Raw genomic sequence first — 15,234 nt, 5'->3', positions numbered from 1 at the left:
CTAACGTGTTGAGGGGACACTTCTTTGGCCGACAATTCCAATGAAAATGAGACCGGAGCGGATCAATCCGTTCCAGCCTACAGCTGGTACGCGCTCAGCGTTCTCGTGCTGGTCTACGTCCTGAATTTCGTCGATCGCCAAATATTGTCGATCTTGGCAAATGACATCAAAGCAGATTTGGGCGTCGACGACTCTTATCTGGGCTTTCTGTACGGAACTGCTTTTGCTGTCTTCTATTCGCTCTTTGGCATTCCCTTGGGAAAGCTTGCAGATAGCTGGAAAAGGGTGAGGCTGCTCGCCATCGGCTTAACTCTCTGGTCGACGATGACAGCACTGTCTGGCTTGGCGAAAAACGCCTCAACGCTCACTGTTGCGAGGATTGGAGTGGGAGTCGGTGAAGCTACCGCCAGCCCCTCGGCATACTCGCTCATTTCGGACTGGTTTCCAGCCCGCCTGCGAGCGACAGCCTTGGCCATTTACTCGTCGGGCCTTTATATAGGAGGTGGACTTTCGCTCCTAATCGGCGCGTTGATAGTCGAGAACTGGAACGCAGCTTACCCTTCGGGCGGGCCTTTCGGAATCGTCGGTTGGCAGGCCGCATTCTTATCAGTCGGCATTCCAGGGGTGTTGCTCGCACTTTGGGTTATCTCTCTAAGGGAGCCCATTCGAGGAGAGATTGACGGCCTGACAAGCCCCGAGGATCCAGCCCCATTTAAGGGTTTTGCTCAGGAATTGGTGCAGGTGATCCCACCTTTCACTTTGATCGGTGCTGCTATGCGCGGTCCTTTCGCACTCGGCGTGAATTTGGCAGGTCTCGTATTCTTTGGGGCTGCGGCGATCTTCCTCACCTACCTTGTTCCTGCTCCCTCCAATCTCATTCCTGGATTAGTTTCAGATCAGTGGTTGTTTCTAGGTGTAGGCTACTATGCTGTCTTCAGTTGGGCGGCTGGACTCAAAGCTCGCGACTTGGCGACCTTTCGCTTAACTTGGGGCTCGCCAGCATTTCTCTGTGTCATCCTCGGATACGGAATGGTGGCGTTTATCGCCTATACAAATTCCTATTGGGGAGCCCCCTACGCTGAGAGAACTCTAGGCGCGGCGAAGTCGGACTTGGGCTGGTTTCTTGGAGCGCCAGGGGCACTGGCGGGTTTCCTCGGCGTCATTCTCGGCGGCAGGATGGCGGACGCCCTGCTGCAAAGACGCGATGATGGCCGGATTTGGGTCATTATGTTCGGACTGATCTCACCACTGCCGATAATTTACGTTGCTTTTACAACTGATAGCGTCGTCGTTTTTTATGTGCTGAGTTTTGCCGCTAACCTATTGGTTGCATCGGCATTGGGAGCTGCGGCGGCAACCAGTCAGGCCCTTGTGTTGCCAAGGATGAGAGGGGTGGCGACAGCGACATTTTTTCTCGCCACAACGCTGATTGGTCTCGGGCTCGGACCGTTTATGGCTGGATACGTTTCAGCTACCAATGGAGATGACTTGTCTCTTGGCGTCTTGTCTACGCTGATCGTCGCTCCAATAGGGCTTGCATTGCTGATCGGAGCGGTGCGGCTGGTGCCAAATGCTATCAAAACCATGTTCCAAACTGCGCGTGATGCAGGCGAGAACATATAATCATTCGAGATTCTCCCAACGCAGATGGATTGGGAGTATGTATCTATTGCTTGACTGTTCCCACTTTCGTTACGGTCTCTCGGTTGGCCGAAGTCATGCGAATTTCATAAAACCCAACAAAAAAGGGGCCGAGAATTCTCGGCCCCTTTTCGTATTTAGATCGAGTTTTGTCGACTACATGCCCGAACCCGGACCATAAGTGACTTCAACTCGGCGGTTTTGCGGTTCGCGGATACCGTCAGCAGTCGGGACTTTTGGCTGACTTTCACCAAAAGCGTTGCTGCTAATACGGGTTGCCGGGACGCCTTTGCCTGTCAGGTAAGACTGAACAGAGTCATTGCGACGTTCCGCAAGTCCGATGTTGTAGCTGACACTACCCGAACGGTCTGCGTGACCAGCAAGCATTACGCTTGCATTGCCGCAATTTGCGTAGGCTGTGACTGCTGCATCGAGAACAGTGGTCGCATCTGACGTAAGCGCCGACTCATCCCAATCGAAGAACACGATGTACGGACCAGTATTACACACAGGTGCCGGCGGTGGTGGTGGAGGCGCCGGTGGTGGCGGCGGCGGTGGAGGTGGTGGAGGTGGAGGCGGCGGTGGTGGTGGGGGCGGAGCTTCACCACCAAAGTTGTAGATGATCGAACCCATCAAAGAGTGAGAACTGATGTTTGAGGACAGATCAAACCCGCGCGTATCGATGATATCAACACCAGTCGCGTTGAAATAGCGATATTTCAAACCAGCGTCCCACTTGTCGTTCAGCGGCGCACGAACGCCAGCAAGAAGCTGCCAAGCTAGTCCGGTGTCTGAATCATCAAAAGCGCCTGGGCCGCTAAGCACTGCTGTTCCGTCAAGATCGACCCGTGCGACACCAATACCGCCACCGGCAAACGCTTGGATACCATCATCCGGACCAAAATCGAATAACCCGTTAAGCATGAAGCTCAGAGCATTGAATTCGCCAGATGCAGGTAGGGTGGTTCCGGTAAAGGTGGAAGTAGATCCGGCAGCCAGCCCAGCCGAACCTGCTGACAAGGAGTCAAGATTAGCTGCACGATAGCTGGCTTCTGCTTCCAAGCGGAATGAGCCGAAGTCATGACCAACAGTGGCCCCGAAATCGTATCCAGCATCGAAGTCTGCGGTCGCATCATTGGGCGCATCGAAATCAACGCCGCCTGTTGTGCCTGCGATATCAAAGTCGACGTCCTCGACAATCATGGCTCCGCCGTCGCCCTGAATGTACCACTGGCCCTCACGAGCCATGGCGGGCGCAGTGAGCGCTGTCGAAGCCATCGCCATTCCTATGACGAGTTTGCGCATTTGTATTCTTCCCCTTTTATTAAATGGAGTCCGGAGGTTCTCTAACTTCTCCCCCCCTCGTAAGCAAGCAGACAATATCGCGGAACTGTTGCACGTTTGCCTCTACGTACAAAGCCGGATAGGCGCGCCAGGTTGCTTGGTTTTGATAAAGACTTCATAAACATACGATCAGATCAAGCCATCCATGAATCAGGCAGTAGGCAGAATCCCGACTGTTTTAAGTCCATTGATGAGGCTCAGGAAAGCGGCTCTTAGCTCGACATCGACTACGGCACCGCCATTGGGCGCTGCCGGTTCCTGCGCGGCCTCCCATTCTGAGCGGAAAATCAGGATTTGTCCTGCATCGCGATCAAAAACCATCATTCCTTCTTGCGGCGTTACGTACTGCCAACCGCCAGACAGCTGCATGGCTATTGCGTTTTCCATGCTCGTCTATTCGCTGTTGCCGCACCGACAACAGTGTAGCTTTCGCCATCAGCAACGCTTACGGGCGGTGCAGCTTGACCAGCAGCAACTGTTCTTAGGCTTGAGGATGTCAATGATTACAAGCATTTGATTGATATAAATTTCTTTCGAAGCTTGTCCTGCACGCATGGCTGTGCTGAGGTCCACGCAGTGTCTCTGGCTCTGCGGCTGAAAAAAGCTGCGCCTGAGCACCATTGGAAAATCTGATACGTCGCAACGACGGCTCAAAAACGGGACATCGTTCTGGGGCGAAGGTAGAGAGTATGCCGCTTTCACCTTCGACCATTACAGCCCGAGCTTCCGCAATAGATGAGGAAACCAGAGCGATGCGAGCGTTGGGATGAAGTTCCGCCATCGAACGCACCCATTCGGCACCAGCTCTTGTCTTTCCAAATCCTCTGCCTGCAACGATAAGCCAAATCCGCCAATCGCCTGGCGGCGGCAGTTGTTCATCGCGTGCAAAATTTTCCCAATGAAAGCTGAATTCGGCTTTTTCGCTTTGGCTGAGCGATAGTGCCAGCTGGTCTCGCACGCCGTCCTTTTGATCAAGCAGCCAATCCAAGGATCCGATCATTCTTCGACTGGTCCTACCTTTGCATTTTCACGTGCGACTCGGAGACGTAGGTCCTCAATTTTTGTATCAATGGCCGCCCTAACTTCGGCGGCGCTAACAATGCGCCTTTCCGATTGGTGCTTCGCCGAGAACTCCCGGCGTGAGATGAGAAACCTGATCGCGTTCGTGAAATCGTACTTTGCTTCGGTTGCCGTGGCAAAATCCCCCTCTTTGAGCCTTCGAAGAATTTCCCATTCAAGTTCAGCGTATCCCTCATCGAGCGCGTATTCCCATTCGCGTTCGAATTCCGTATCGTTGCGGCGAGCGTCGACCACTTCTTGAAGGCTTACTTTCAATAGCGCCGCCGATTTCGTCACGCTTGATGTCTCGACTAGATTTCTAATGAATTTCGATTTCCAGTCGTTCCCGTGGTTGAATTCAGAAGCATCTTGATCGCCAGGAGCAGTCATTTGGAATCTCCTGGAGGCACGAATTTTTGGAGGGAGCCACTAGGTGGCGACTCGGATTTTCTCGATGATGCGCTTTACTAACCAGAGACCGTCACGATGCCAATATAAAAGTGCCAAATAGGTTAAATAATTGACCTTGCGCCCTTTCGGGAGGTGCCTTAGTTGCCCGCGACTGCGAATATTCCTGGAGCACAGAATTGAGTTGGCTGCGCGCGCTTTACGATTGGACGATGGCGAAGGCGGCACATCCGCAGGCTGTGTGGTGGCTCGCATTTTTCTGCTTTATTGAGTCCAGCTTTTTCCCGATCCCGCCGCATCCTTTGCTTGGATTGATGTGTCTTGCTGAGCCGAAAAAGGCGATCAGGTTTGCAATTGTCGCAACGGTCTCATCCGTCTTGGGCGGACTCTTTGGCTATGCGATCGGTTTTTTGCTCTACGAGAGCGTTGGCCTTTGGATGCTCGGCGTGCTTGGCCTCACCGAAAGCGGTCCAGTGGCGGCTTGCTATATTCGCGAACAGGGTGCGCTTGCGGTGTTTTTCGCAGCAGGCACACCTGTGCCTTTCAAACTCATGACGATCACCGCAGGCGCAATCGGTATGAATGTGCTGACTTTCACGCTAGCCGCGCTTGCTGGGCGCGCGCTTATATTTATGGTGGTTGGAGTACTCTTTCAGCTCTTTGGCGCACCAATTAAGGCGATCATTGATCGCTACCTGGGTTTGGTCACGACTGCTTTTGTCGTTCTACTAGTTGGCGGATTTTTAGCTGTTACTCAGCTTGGTGGTTCATCCGATGATAGCGAAGCTGTAGAGCACGCCTGCGACAGCGCCACTGACTTTCAAGGAAAAGCTATTTGAAAAGCCAGGAGATCAGGAAATGATCCCTACTGCCTTTCCGGCACGTTCAAACATTTGAAGGATTGTCTGAACTTCTTCAGCGGAATGCTCAGCACAGAGCGAACAGCGAAGCAGAGTCATCCCGGCGGGCGTTGCCGGAGGCCTCGCAAGGTTCACGTAAAGCCCTTCTTTCAGAAGCGCCTCCCACATCATAGCGCCTCGTTCGAGATTGGGCATGATCACCGCGACGATGGCACTTTGCGGTTCCTCAGTGCCCAGCGGGAAGCCCAACTCAATTAATCCTCGGTGAAGTGTCTTTGAATTCTCCCAAAGATGTGCTCGCTTGTTGGCGCCGTGCATCAACTTTCGAATTGATGTCACTGCCGTTGCCACCACGCTTGGCGGAAGGCTTGCAGTGAAAACGTATGGGCGACAAACTAGCCGCAAAATGTCGAATTTCGGATGGTTTGAGACGCAAAATCCGCCGACAGTCCCCACGCTTTTCGAAAACGTACCAATGATGAAATCGACATCATCGAGAACGCCTTGATCCTCGGCCACACCGCGTCCTTTTTCTCCGATGAAGCCCATTGAGTGCGCTTCATCGACGAGGACCATCGCGCCGTACTTTTTGGCAATCGCGATCATCTCTTTGAGCGGCGCGACGTCCCCAAGCATCGAATACACACCTTCCAGAATGACCAGCTTTCCTGCCTCTTCCGGAATACGGCGAAGACGCTTTTCCATCGCCTCGATATCGTTGTGTTTGAAAGGCACGATTTCTGCTTTGCCCATTGCGCAACCATCATAGATTGACGCGTGGCTATCGATATCAAGCACGATGTAATCGCCCTTGCCTGCAATGGTCGAGATGATTCCCAGATTGGCTTGATAGCCAGTTGAAAATACCATGGCATGATCCATGCCGTAAAATTCTTTGAGGGCGTCTTCGCATTCTTTGTGACCCTGATAGGTTCCGTTCAGAACGCGGCTTCCCGTCGTGCCAGAGCCATATTTCTCAAGAGCATCTTTGCCTGCGTCCAATACGTCAGGATCGAACGTCATGCCCATGTAATTATAAGTACCGAGAAGGATCGTGTCGCGCCCATTGCAAATGGCGCGGGTTGGAGAAAGGACCTTCTCCATTACTAAATTGTACGGATCTTCGACTCCTGTTGCGAGAACTGTCTCGCGAAGCTCAATCATTCCGTCAAACTTGGAGAGGAGATCGCCTTTTGGAGCGTCTGTCTCAGGCGCAGAGTTGGTTAGGATATCAGTCATGGCCGTTCTCTATCAGCTATCCTGCAGCTTGTGCACTGCTGTCACGAGCTGACCATAATTCTCGATCTCAGCCTGTTGATTCATACTTATGATTATGTCGAATTCGTCTTCAATCTCAGCGACGAAGTCCATTACGGTCAGGCTGTCAAACTCCAGATCATTCGCGAATGTCGTGCTATCTTTGATCTCGACACCTTTTTTATTGAAGGGCTCAATAAGGGCGCGGATACGCTTATCGACTTCTGCGATATCCATATTTTGAAATCCTTTGGCTGAAATTCGGAGAAAGAACCAAGGCAGCGATACTCATTGGCTGCGTTGGGTGGCTTGTCCTATTGGTCTGGCGAGAATTTGGTCATTGAGCAACCATTTGCAAGCAGCGTTTGGCGGCAAAGAATGCTATGCCATTCTAACTATTGATCATTTCCATAACCGCTCCCATGAAAGGAACGATTGAAACCGGCTTTGCAAGGTACTTTGTGGCGCCAGCGGATATCACCCTTTCCTCGTCTCCTTTGGCCGCAAAGGCTGTCACGGCTAAAATCGGAACTTTCTGCAGCAGGCTTTCCTCTCTGGCAGTCTGTATGAGATCAATGCCTGAGACGCCAGGTAGCTGGATATCCATTATGATAAGGTCAGGCGAATAGTCTTTCGCCAACTCAATCACTGACCTGCCGTCTGCAACCGATGCAACATCAAAGCCATTTGCCTTAAGTACGTCGCAGAACAATTTACGGTTGAGGTCGTTGTCCTCAACAACCATAATCCGTTTCGACACTAATTACCTCTTCTCCGCCAATGGGCGACAAATACTCTTACGAAAAGGCTTTCACAATCCCGCAGCCTCCTGATTCTCGTTTCGAGGACAACTCCTTGTCAGCGCAAACACTCGCTTTGGCAGCAATTGGCTGGTTAGTGGGAGACGCTGAGAGGGCAGAGCGCTACATGGCCATGACCGGACTTGATCCGGATGCATTACGCAATGGCCTCGCCGACGACGCTGTATTGGCGTCGATTCTGGAGTTCTTGACCAATTATGAGCCCGACTTGATCAAAGCAGCTGAGGCCCTCGCCACAACGCCGGAAGAGATAGTTGCAGCGCATCAGGAGCTAGCCCAATGAGTCGCCCACTGATCATCACAGATTGCGATGAAGTCATTCTGCACATGGTCGCGCCCTTCAAAATTTGGCTGGAGGAGACCCAAGGGGTGGACTTCAAGTTGGACGGCGCGAATTTTGGTGAGGCGTTGAGATGGCAGCATAGCGGAAGGCTGCTTGAAGCAGCGGATATCTGGCGGAAGCTTGGTGACTTCTTCAAGACGGAAATGGACCGTCAACATCCCATCCAAGGCGCGGTCACAGCGATCAATGAATTGGCGGATTACGCCGACGTTGTTGTCCTCACAAACCTTGTTGATGAAAACCGAGAGAAGCGCGCCGAGCAATTGGCATCGCATGGCCTGATCGCTCCTGTGTATACCAATCAAGGCCCTAAAGGCCCAGCTTTGCAAAAGATCATTGATGAACATCAGCCAAGCCGCGCTTTGTTCATTGACGATCTTGCTCAGCATCACCGCTCAGCTTCTGAGACGGTGCCGGAGACAATTAGGCTCCACATGTGCGGTGAGCCAATGATCGCCAATGACATCGATTGTGCTTTTGAGATCGGTCATGCTGATGCGCGGATCGATAAGTGGGCCGACGCTCTGCCTTGGATTAAGAAACGAATAGAGGTTTGATCGCGATGACTATTGCAGCGAAGCTTGACGAGCTTGGTATTTCGCTACCGGAAGCGGCCGCACCTGTTGCCAGCTATGTACCGATTGTTGACGTAAACGGTTTCGCGCATGTCTCTGGCCAGCTACCATTTAGGAATGGTAAGTTGATTACCGGTCAATTGGGTGCCGATCTTGATGTTGAAGATGGCATGGATGCCGCGCGTCTGTGCGGATTGATGATCCTCGCGCAACTCCAGGCTGCAGATTTGATTGAGCACGTAGATCGGATCGTAAAGCTCGGCGCTTTCGTCAACTCGACCGCAGATTTTATCGATCAGCCCAAGGTCGCCAATGGCGCCTCCGATCTTATGTTCGAAGTGTTTGGCGAGAGGGGGCGCCATGCGCGCGCTGCTGTAGGTGTGCCAGCATTGCCTTTGGGGGCAGCAGTTGAAGTGGATGCGATAATTGCGATCACCGCTTGAAGAATTCTCACCTCGAACGGAGCTCCTTTGAACGATGAGCTGACAGTGCGCCTGGCACCTTCTGTGGGAAGCCTTGATGCTGAAGAATGGAATGCACTTGGCGGTGTGAATAATCCATTTGTGAGCCACGAATTCTTATCAGCGCTTGAAGATTCTGGAAGCGTCGGCGCTGGCACAGGGTGGGAGCCAGCTCCCATCACAATTACTGATAACAATGGCCAAATACTCGCCGCACTTCCCAGCTATGCGAAAGGTCATAGTCAGGGCGAATACGTCTTCGATCATTCTTGGGCCGATGCTTTGCACCGCGCAGGCGGCCGATACTACCCCAAGCTTCAAATCGCATCACCATTTACGCCTGCGAACGGTCCTCGGCTTTTGTTGTTGGACCCCGCGTTTGCGCCTTATCTATTAAAAGGCGCAGAAGCCGTCTGCCTGCAGAATGAATTTTCGTCAGCTCACGCGACTTTTGTTGAAGAGGAGCAGGTACGATTGTTTGAGGCTCAAGACTGGCTGGTCCGGACTGATATTCAGTTTCACTGGTTCAATCGAGACTACGATGACTTTGAAGGCTATCTCGGCTCATTAGCCTCGAGAAAACGCAAGAACCTGCGCAAAGAACGACAAGCAGCACAATGCGATCTGAGGATCGCGCGACTGTCTGGTGATGATATCAAACAGGAGCACTGGGACGCATTCTGGATCTTTTATCAGGACACAGGCGCGCGAAAATGGGGAACGCCGTACCTGACGCGCGATGCATTCACGCTCCTTGGCGAACGAATGGGATCGCGGATGGTCTTGATCTTGGCATATGAGAATGACTTGCCGATCGCAGGTGCGCTTAACTTTGTAGGATCAGATGCGCTTTACGGTAGGTACTGGGGCTGCGCTCGGGATGTGAAGTTCCTCCATTTTGAGCTTTGCTATTATCAAGCGATAGATATTGCGATCGAACTCGGTCTCAAACGAGTCGAAGCTGGCGCGCAGGGCGGACACAAGCTTGCTCGCGGATATGAACCAGTACAGACATTTTCCACTCACTGGTTTGCCGACGCTGGTTTTCGTGCAGCCGTTGCAGATTTTCTGGAACGCGAGAAAGAAAGCGTCTCAATGGATCAGGATATGCTTGGTCGCCGCACGCCTTTCAGGTCGGAAACCTGAAATAGCTTACGCGGCTTTCTGACGTTCCTCGGATAACCATTGACGCGCTCTGCGCTGAGCTTCTGCGATCTCGCGGGCGGTCATTTCTTCCGAGATATCTGCGCGGCACCAAGCGGCCTCTTCATGGCCTCGGGACGCAGCGAGATTGAACCATTTGTGCGCCTCGACCAGATCAGAGTCACAGCCATGGCTTGCAGTGGAGTAAGCGACCCCGAGGTCAAACAAGGCAGAAACATCTCCTTGTGAGGCTGCGGCTAAACACGTGGCGATCAAAAGATCGGCCTCATTGTCATCAAGCTTATTTGCCTGACTCGCATCAATCTTGGTCAGTTGCATTTGTATTTCCCCGTTTTGGCGATCCGCCCCCCTGCGCATCGCTCAATCCAAGAGATCACGGATCATGGTCAACAATTGGTTAACAGCCTCGCTCTTTTTACACCTAGTGACACTTTAAGCGTGTGCAGAGCCTGATTTGCCAATGCCTTTTTTGAATTTGGCGCAAGATTTCTGAAAGCTGCTTGTGCGGGGTTCGAGGGTTGCCTATAGGGCCGCTCAAGGGAGTTCGGCTGTGTCTGGATAGCACGTCGGATTGGTATCGATGGAAGCGTCAGGACGGGACGATCTCGAGGGGATATTTTGGGACGAGAGAACCATATGGCCACCGCCACCTCTAAAGAAATCGATGCTCTCGAGAGAGTGAAAGACGCGCTTCCGCCGGGCTATGTTCCGAGCGATGACGAGAACTACATGAACACCCAACAGCAGAATTATTTTCGCATGCTGTTAATCGAATGGAAGCGGTCGATCCGAAGCGCAGCAGATCAAACGCTTCAGTCCCTGCAGGACGGACCAATACGCGAGCCAGATCTTAACGACCGCGCCTCCAGCGAAACCGATTGGGGTATCGAATTGCGCACCCGGGATCGTCAGCGCAAGCTTGTCTCGAAGATTGATGCCGCACTTCGCCGTATCGATGAAGGAGAATACGGTTATTGCGAGGTGACCGGCGACCCAATCGGTTTGCGGCGTTTGATAGCCCGGCCTGTCGCAACCATGACCGTGGAAGCGCAAGAGGCTCATGAAAGGCGGGAAAAGGTCTCACGCGAGGACTAAGATACGTGAACCAATGGACGGAATGCTGTCCCAGTTTGGGACAACGCGTTTACGAGGGCCGCGCTACGGTGAGCGTTTAACGTACCATTAATTGCGTAAAATTAGCGCATGGTCCGAATATTGAAAAAGGGCGGGCTCTCAACAACCTGCCTCCAGGCTACAAATAAGACTTCCGAAGTAGGAGCGGGTCGTTCATGACAAATCTTGAAACACGCAGCGTCTCGCGCGACAGCCTGTTTTTGCTCGCCAATATCCGTGTTGAGCAACAAGGCGCAACCCATCGCGTCCGTGTTCGCAACCTTTCCGATGGCGGCATGATGGGCGAGGGCTCAATGCGCGTACAGCGCGGAAATCGGCTCGAAATCGAGCTGAGGAATATTGGCGTGGTTCATGGAAGCGTTGCCTGGGTTCAAGACAACCGTTTCGGCATCGCTTTCGATGATGAAATCGATTCCCAATTGGCTCGGCGCCCACTCGATGTAGCTTCAGATAATGACGCCAGTACGATTGAGCGTTCCTGGGCGCATAAGGCGCCCAAGCCGCCGAGCCAGGAAAGTGTTCGCAAAATCTAAGATCGCGTTCTTGGCCGCATTGCTTTGGTCTAGAGCACTTCACATTCGAAACCGTCTTTAAGTCTGGGCCAAAGCCGAAATTTGATTGTATACGGGCTCACTATGCGAGACCTCGGCAAGCAGCCTACCTTCAGATTGTTTCTTGTCCTTTGGCAACTGGCATTCGCGTTGCTTCTTTTTTCTTGCGCGGAATCTGGCCAGGATGGGCCAATCAATGTCGCGTTTATCGGCGAAGGCAACGGTTTGAGTGAAAAGGGTCTTCGCTTGTCCTTTGCTGGCCAGCACGTGCGAGCTGCCACGAGCGAAGGTGTGGTCACCCTTGATCCTTCTGGAAGGATTCTACCTAATCTTGCCGAACGATGGCACGTTTCCCCAGATGGCCTGTTTTACACTTTCAAGCTGCGTGAAGCCTCCTGGCCCGACGGTGAGCCGATCACTGCTGAAGAGGTCTCGCGCATTCTGGATCGCACCGTTGACCAACTCGAAGGCACATCTCTCGGACTAGACTTCGACAAGCTGGAAGAAGTTAGGGCGATGGCTGGTCGCGTGATCGAACTGCGTCTCTCGAGCCCAATGCCAGAATTCTTGCGTCTGCTGGCTCAACCGGAACTGGGCCTGATGAAAAATGGCAATGGATCTGGGCCGATGACCCTTGCAATCGGTGAGGAGGACGACTTTTCAACTCTTACTGCCTTGCCTCCGGAAAGTCGTGGATTGCCAGCTGTTCGCAATTGGGAAGGCCTGACAAGGCCTCTCAATCTGCGCGTGCTTCCAGCGAAGGCTGCGGTCGATGATTTTTCGAATGGCGACATTGACTTGCTTCTCAATGGAAAACTTTCCGATCTCCCGCTGGCAGAATTGGGTCCACTCTCTCGAGGAACGATCCAGATCGATCCGACGCAAGGAATTTTTGGGCTGGCATTTCTGTCAGCCGACGGATTGCTTGCCGATGCGGCCCGACGAGAAGCTTTGTCTATGGCAATTGATCGCGAAGCTTTGATCCAGCCATTCGGATTAGCCGGCTGGCAGCCCATGACAACAATCGTGCCGGCAACAGTCGGAGAGAGTGCCGCAAACCCGATTGCAATCTGGAGCAATCAAAGCATGGATGTCCGGCGGGCTACTGCAAGCTCACGGATAGCGAATTGGGAACGTTCAGCAGGAGAGCAGGCTCGTGTGCGCCTGAGACTGCCGCCGGGACCAGGAAACGATCAATTGTTTGGGCAGATAAGGGACGCGTGGTCTGGGATAGGCGTCAATACCATTCGCGTTGCTGACGATGCACCCGCAGATGTAGAATTGCGTGACAGGATCGCGCGATATTCATCTCCGCGCTGGTTTCTAAATCAATTCAATTGCGAACTGCGAAACGGATTGTGTTCTGAAGCGGCTGATGCACTTGTAAAATCGTCTCTCGAACTGCGTGACCCCGCTGCAAAGAGAAGAGTGCTTGCAGATGCTCATGCCGTATTGTTGGCAGAACAGGTGTTTATTCCCTTTGGTGCGCCTGTACGTTGGTCACTAGTGCGCGGAGCCATCGCTGCCTACGAGCCGAATCCATGGGGCATTCACCCCTTGTTCCCTCTCTCTCAAATTCCCAATTAGCGGAGTGAGGAGACTTCTATGGACCACCCTGAGCAGCCCTATCCAGCGACTATGACTTTGCCGACAGGCTCAGATCCAGCATCGGTAAGAGCCCGTGTCGAGGCTCTTGAGTATCTTTTGGAGCGCAGTTTCCGGATTCCAGGAGTGAATGTGCCTATCGGCCTTGATGCGCTGATTGGGTTGGTTCCTGTACTTGGCGATATCGTGACGACTGCATTGGGTGCCTATGTCGTGTGGGAAGCTCGCAATCTGGGCCTATCTCGATGGCAATTGACACGGATGGGGGCGAATGTTGCCTTTGATACCGTTCTTGGCTTGGTGCCCCTGGTAGGGGACGCGGCAGACTTCGTATTTCGATCAAACACGCGCAACCTTCGGATAATCAAAAAGCATCTCGATAAGCATCATCCGGAAACTCGGGTGCTTGAAGGTTGATCGGGAAGTCGCCACTATCGCGAGCGTTATGCCTCCAATTCAATATCCCAATAAAGCCAGTCACGCCAGGTTTCATGGAGGTAGTGAGGCGGGAACATTTTGCCGTATTGCTGCAGCTGCCAACTAGTCGGACGGATGGGCTTCATTTTTATCGGCATGTGTGCCTGTTTCGGCGTCCGACCACCTTTCTTCATATTGCAAGATGAGCAGGCGGTGATGATGTTTTCCCAAGTGGTCTTGCCACCCAACCGGCGCGGAATCACATGATCAAACGTCAAATGATCGCCTGATCCGCAGTACTGGCACTGGAATCGATCCCTCAGAAACACGTTGAACCGCGTGAATGCCGGGAATTCGCTTTGTTTAACATACTGCCGAAGCGCGATCACACTTGGGATTTGCATGTCGAGCGACGGAGAATGAACCTCTCGATCATAGCTTGCAACAATGTCCACCCGGTCAAGAAACACCGCCTTGATTGCCGTTTGCCATGGCCAAAGGCTGAGTGGATAGTACGACAGCGGAGTGTAATCGGCATTCAGCACAAGGGCTGGACATGCCGACAGATTCCGTGTCGGGTCTTCGTCGGCGCTGCGGAAACGAGCAGCTCCTTCGATCAGTTCGGCTTTGAACACGCCTCGCGTTCCTCCCTGATTGACTAAGACATGCAGTGGCAACACAAAGAGTCAAAGCCATGACAGTGTTTCTTTCCACAGTAATGGGTGTCTCAGGTTTGCAGAGAGCTGAATTTTGATTGCGGGGCACAGCGTTCAGTGAAAACAGTCACTCGTTTCGCGCCAAGCCCCAATGGCAATCTCCATCTCGGACATGCATTCTCGGCGATCTATGCACATGATCTCGCTCGTGAGCATGGCGGTGAATTCTTGCTGCGAATTGAGGACATTGATGGGCCCCGGTCTCGTAGGGAGTTTGCTGACAACTTTCGGCGGGATCTCGAATGGTTGGGATTGGAATGGCTTGAAGTGCCCAATCAATCTACGCGGCTTGATAGCTACACGCAATACACACAGAAGCTCATGGATCTCGATTTGCTTTATCCATGCGATTGTACCCGCAGGGAAATTCAATCTTTGCCGCCACGAATGACAGAAACGGGAATAGAGTACCCTGGTTCTAGCAGAGGCCGAGCCCACAAGGTCAAAGGGGATTTTGCGCTACGACTGGACGTAGATAAGGCCATGGCAGCGGCTGGTGAGTGTGTTTGGACCGATGAACAGGCGGGGAGTATTCTGGCTGATCCACGTGAGTTCGGCGATGTCGTAATAGTCCGCAAGGATTTGCCGGCGAGCTATCATCTTGCTGTGACAGTGGATGATGCACATGACGGTGTCACCGACGTCACCCGAGGGGCCGACCTGTTTGGAGCGACACATATCCATCGTTTGCTCCAGGCCGTCTTGGAGCTACCCGTGCCGCACTGGCATCATCATGCTTTAATCCTTGATGGAAAAGGAGAAAAACTCTCTAAGAGCCGCAATTCACCGCCTCTCAATGATCGCCGAGAGGCAGGCGAAGATGGCCTTGGTTTGGCCGCTAAATTGAGAGCAGGACAATTCTCCCTTGGAACCTAGGG

20 protein-coding genes are annotated in these 15,234 nt (G+C 52.8%); 11 read left to right on the top strand and 9 right to left on the bottom strand.

Going from position 1 to position 15,234, the window contains the following annotated elements; all coding sequences use genetic code 11:
* The first annotated feature begins 24 nt into the window (after positions 1 to 24).
* Positions 25 to 1,623 carry an MFS transporter gene (locus AUC45_RS08070; RefSeq protein ID WP_067600879.1) on the top strand — a complete coding sequence of 533 codons (1,599 nt, stop codon included), beginning with the start codon at positions 25 to 27 and terminating at the stop codon, positions 1,621 to 1,623.
* Positions 1,624 to 1,797: 174 nt separating this feature from the next.
* Here the strand turns inward: AUC45_RS08070 and AUC45_RS08065 are convergent, their stop codons facing one another.
* The 4 genes from AUC45_RS08065 to AUC45_RS08050 form a co-directional block, all read right to left on the bottom strand.
* Positions 1,798 to 2,946: an OmpA family protein gene (locus AUC45_RS08065; RefSeq protein ID WP_067600875.1), complete on the bottom strand. Its 1,149-nt coding sequence runs from the start codon at positions 2,944 to 2,946 to the stop codon at positions 1,798 to 1,800.
* Positions 2,947 to 3,135: 189 nt separating this feature from the next.
* Positions 3,136 to 3,372 carry a DUF2793 domain-containing protein gene (locus AUC45_RS08060; RefSeq protein WP_082701034.1) on the bottom strand — a complete coding sequence of 79 codons (237 nt, stop codon included), beginning with the start codon at positions 3,370 to 3,372 and terminating at the stop codon, positions 3,136 to 3,138.
* A 109-nt stretch (positions 3,373 to 3,481) separates the two neighbouring features.
* Positions 3,482 to 3,973: a terminase large subunit domain-containing protein gene (locus AUC45_RS15870; protein ID WP_369815226.1), complete on the bottom strand. Its 492-nt coding sequence runs from the start codon at positions 3,971 to 3,973 to the stop codon at positions 3,482 to 3,484.
* Positions 3,974 to 3,981: 8 nt separating this feature from the next.
* A complete protein-coding gene (locus tag AUC45_RS08050) occupies positions 3,982 to 4,434 on the bottom strand; it encodes a hypothetical protein (RefSeq protein WP_067600866.1) in 453 nt (150 codons plus the stop codon).
* Between the two features lie 230 nt (positions 4,435 to 4,664).
* Here AUC45_RS08050 and AUC45_RS08045 point away from each other — a divergent pair, with 230 nt between their 5' ends.
* Positions 4,665 to 5,291 carry a YqaA family protein gene (locus AUC45_RS08045; protein ID WP_067600864.1) on the top strand — a complete coding sequence of 209 codons (627 nt, stop codon included), beginning with the start codon at positions 4,665 to 4,667 and terminating at the stop codon, positions 5,289 to 5,291.
* Between the two features lie 12 nt (positions 5,292 to 5,303).
* Here AUC45_RS08045 and AUC45_RS08040 read toward each other — a convergent pair whose 3' ends face one another.
* The 3 genes from AUC45_RS08040 to AUC45_RS08030 all read right to left on the bottom strand — a co-directional run bounded on the left by AUC45_RS08040 (position 5,304) and on the right by AUC45_RS08030 (position 7,329).
* The gene (locus AUC45_RS08040) at positions 5,304 to 6,551 is read right to left on the bottom strand and encodes an aminotransferase class I/II-fold pyridoxal phosphate-dependent enzyme (protein WP_067600861.1); all 1,248 of its coding nucleotides are present in this window, start codon (positions 6,549 to 6,551) and stop codon (positions 5,304 to 5,306) included.
* A 12-nt stretch (positions 6,552 to 6,563) separates the two neighbouring features.
* A complete protein-coding gene (locus tag AUC45_RS08035; protein WP_067600858.1) occupies positions 6,564 to 6,806 on the bottom strand; it encodes an acyl carrier protein in 243 nt (80 codons plus the stop codon).
* 154 nt (positions 6,807 to 6,960) lie between these two features.
* Positions 6,961 to 7,329 (bottom strand): response regulator, encoded by a 369-nt coding sequence (locus tag AUC45_RS08030; protein ID WP_067600855.1) that lies wholly within the window; start codon positions 7,327 to 7,329, stop codon positions 6,961 to 6,963.
* Between the two features lie 95 nt (positions 7,330 to 7,424).
* Here AUC45_RS08030 and AUC45_RS08025 point away from each other — a divergent pair, with 95 nt between their 5' ends.
* From AUC45_RS08025 to AUC45_RS08010, 4 genes are read left to right on the top strand one after another with little or no spacing between them, the layout of a single operon-like run.
* Entirely contained in the window at positions 7,425 to 7,673 is a 249-nt protein-coding gene (locus tag AUC45_RS08025; RefSeq protein ID WP_233998598.1) for a DUF3572 family protein, read from the top strand.
* On the top strand, positions 7,670 to 8,290 hold the full coding sequence (locus AUC45_RS08020) for a hypothetical protein (protein WP_067600848.1): 621 nt from the start codon (positions 7,670 to 7,672) through the stop codon (positions 8,288 to 8,290). Before AUC45_RS08025 ends, AUC45_RS08020 begins: the two co-directional genes overlap by 4 nt.
* 5 nt (positions 8,291 to 8,295) lie before the next feature.
* Positions 8,296 to 8,751, top strand: a complete 456-nt coding sequence (locus AUC45_RS08015) for a RidA family protein (RefSeq protein WP_067600845.1) — start codon at positions 8,296 to 8,298, stop codon at positions 8,749 to 8,751.
* Between the two features lie 27 nt (positions 8,752 to 8,778).
* Positions 8,779 to 9,915 carry a GNAT family N-acetyltransferase gene (locus AUC45_RS08010; RefSeq protein WP_067600842.1) on the top strand — a complete coding sequence of 379 codons (1,137 nt, stop codon included), beginning with the start codon at positions 8,779 to 8,781 and terminating at the stop codon, positions 9,913 to 9,915.
* A 6-nt stretch (positions 9,916 to 9,921) separates the two neighbouring features.
* On the opposite strand, the gene AUC45_RS08005 is transcribed toward AUC45_RS08010, so the two are convergent.
* The gene (locus tag AUC45_RS08005) at positions 9,922 to 10,251 is read right to left on the bottom strand and encodes a sel1 repeat family protein (protein ID WP_067600839.1); all 330 of its coding nucleotides are present in this window, start codon (positions 10,249 to 10,251) and stop codon (positions 9,922 to 9,924) included.
* Between the two features lie 318 nt (positions 10,252 to 10,569).
* Between AUC45_RS08005 and dksA the strand changes: the two genes are divergently transcribed.
* The 4 genes from dksA to AUC45_RS07985 all read left to right on the top strand — a co-directional run bounded on the left by dksA (position 10,570) and on the right by AUC45_RS07985 (position 13,640).
* The gene (dksA, locus tag AUC45_RS08000) at positions 10,570 to 11,028 is read left to right on the top strand and encodes an RNA polymerase-binding protein DksA (RefSeq protein ID WP_067600836.1); all 459 of its coding nucleotides are present in this window, start codon (positions 10,570 to 10,572) and stop codon (positions 11,026 to 11,028) included.
* 194 nt (positions 11,029 to 11,222) lie between these two features.
* A complete protein-coding gene (locus AUC45_RS07995) occupies positions 11,223 to 11,600 on the top strand; it encodes a PilZ domain-containing protein (protein WP_067600833.1) in 378 nt (125 codons plus the stop codon).
* Positions 11,601 to 11,768: 168 nt separating this feature from the next.
* The gene (locus tag AUC45_RS07990) at positions 11,769 to 13,205 is read left to right on the top strand and encodes an ABC transporter substrate-binding protein (protein WP_233998596.1); all 1,437 of its coding nucleotides are present in this window, start codon (positions 11,769 to 11,771) and stop codon (positions 13,203 to 13,205) included.
* 18 nt (positions 13,206 to 13,223) lie between these two features.
* Positions 13,224 to 13,640 carry a DUF4112 domain-containing protein gene (locus AUC45_RS07985; RefSeq protein ID WP_067600830.1) on the top strand — a complete coding sequence of 139 codons (417 nt, stop codon included), beginning with the start codon at positions 13,224 to 13,226 and terminating at the stop codon, positions 13,638 to 13,640.
* Positions 13,641 to 13,666: 26 nt separating this feature from the next.
* Here AUC45_RS07985 and AUC45_RS07980 read toward each other — a convergent pair whose 3' ends face one another.
* Complete coding sequence (locus tag AUC45_RS07980) at positions 13,667 to 14,275, bottom strand: HNH endonuclease (protein WP_067600827.1); 609 nt, start codon at positions 14,273 to 14,275, stop codon at positions 13,667 to 13,669.
* 138 nt (positions 14,276 to 14,413) lie between these two features.
* Here AUC45_RS07980 and gluQRS point away from each other — a divergent pair, with 138 nt between their 5' ends.
* A complete protein-coding gene (gene gluQRS, locus AUC45_RS07975) occupies positions 14,414 to 15,232 on the top strand; it encodes a tRNA glutamyl-Q(34) synthetase GluQRS (protein WP_067600824.1) in 819 nt (272 codons plus the stop codon).
* The last annotated feature ends 2 nt before the right edge of the window (positions 15,233 to 15,234 follow it).

It is taken from the genome of Erythrobacter sp. YT30 (genome assembly GCF_001542875.1).
Taxonomy (GTDB): Bacteria; Pseudomonadota; Alphaproteobacteria; order Sphingomonadales; family Sphingomonadaceae; genus Erythrobacter.
This window is presented reverse-complemented; position numbering and strand designations above follow the sequence as displayed.

Excerpts from the sequence above, each read along its gene's own strand:
- AUC45_RS08050 (WP_067600866.1), bottom strand. The coding sequence starts at position 4,434 with ATGACTGCTCCTGGCGATCAAGATGCTTCTGAATTCAACCACGGGAAC.
- AUC45_RS08035 (WP_067600858.1), bottom strand. The coding sequence starts at position 6,806 with ATGGATATCGCAGAAGTCGATAAGCGTATCCGCGCCCTTATTGAGCCC.
- AUC45_RS08045 (WP_067600864.1), top strand. The coding sequence starts at position 4,665 with ATGGCGAAGGCGGCACATCCGCAGGCTGTGTGGTGGCTCGCATTTTTC.
- AUC45_RS08005 (WP_067600839.1), bottom strand. The coding sequence starts at position 10,251 with ATGCAACTGACCAAGATTGATGCGAGTCAGGCAAATAAGCTTGATGAC.
- dksA (WP_067600836.1), top strand. The coding sequence starts at position 10,570 with ATGGCCACCGCCACCTCTAAAGAAATCGATGCTCTCGAGAGAGTGAAA.
- AUC45_RS08060 (WP_082701034.1), bottom strand. The coding sequence starts at position 3,372 with ATGGAAAACGCAATAGCCATGCAGCTGTCTGGCGGTTGGCAGTACGTA.
- AUC45_RS08065 (WP_067600875.1), bottom strand. The coding sequence starts at position 2,946 with ATGCGCAAACTCGTCATAGGAATGGCGATGGCTTCGACAGCGCTCACT.
- AUC45_RS08040 (WP_067600861.1), bottom strand. The coding sequence starts at position 6,551 with ATGACTGATATCCTAACCAACTCTGCGCCTGAGACAGACGCTCCAAAA.
- AUC45_RS07985 (WP_067600830.1), top strand. The coding sequence starts at position 13,224 with ATGGACCACCCTGAGCAGCCCTATCCAGCGACTATGACTTTGCCGACA.
- AUC45_RS08020 (WP_067600848.1), top strand. The coding sequence starts at position 7,670 with ATGAGTCGCCCACTGATCATCACAGATTGCGATGAAGTCATTCTGCAC.
- AUC45_RS08015 (WP_067600845.1), top strand. The coding sequence starts at position 8,296 with ATGACTATTGCAGCGAAGCTTGACGAGCTTGGTATTTCGCTACCGGAA.
- AUC45_RS07995 (WP_067600833.1), top strand. The coding sequence starts at position 11,223 with ATGACAAATCTTGAAACACGCAGCGTCTCGCGCGACAGCCTGTTTTTG.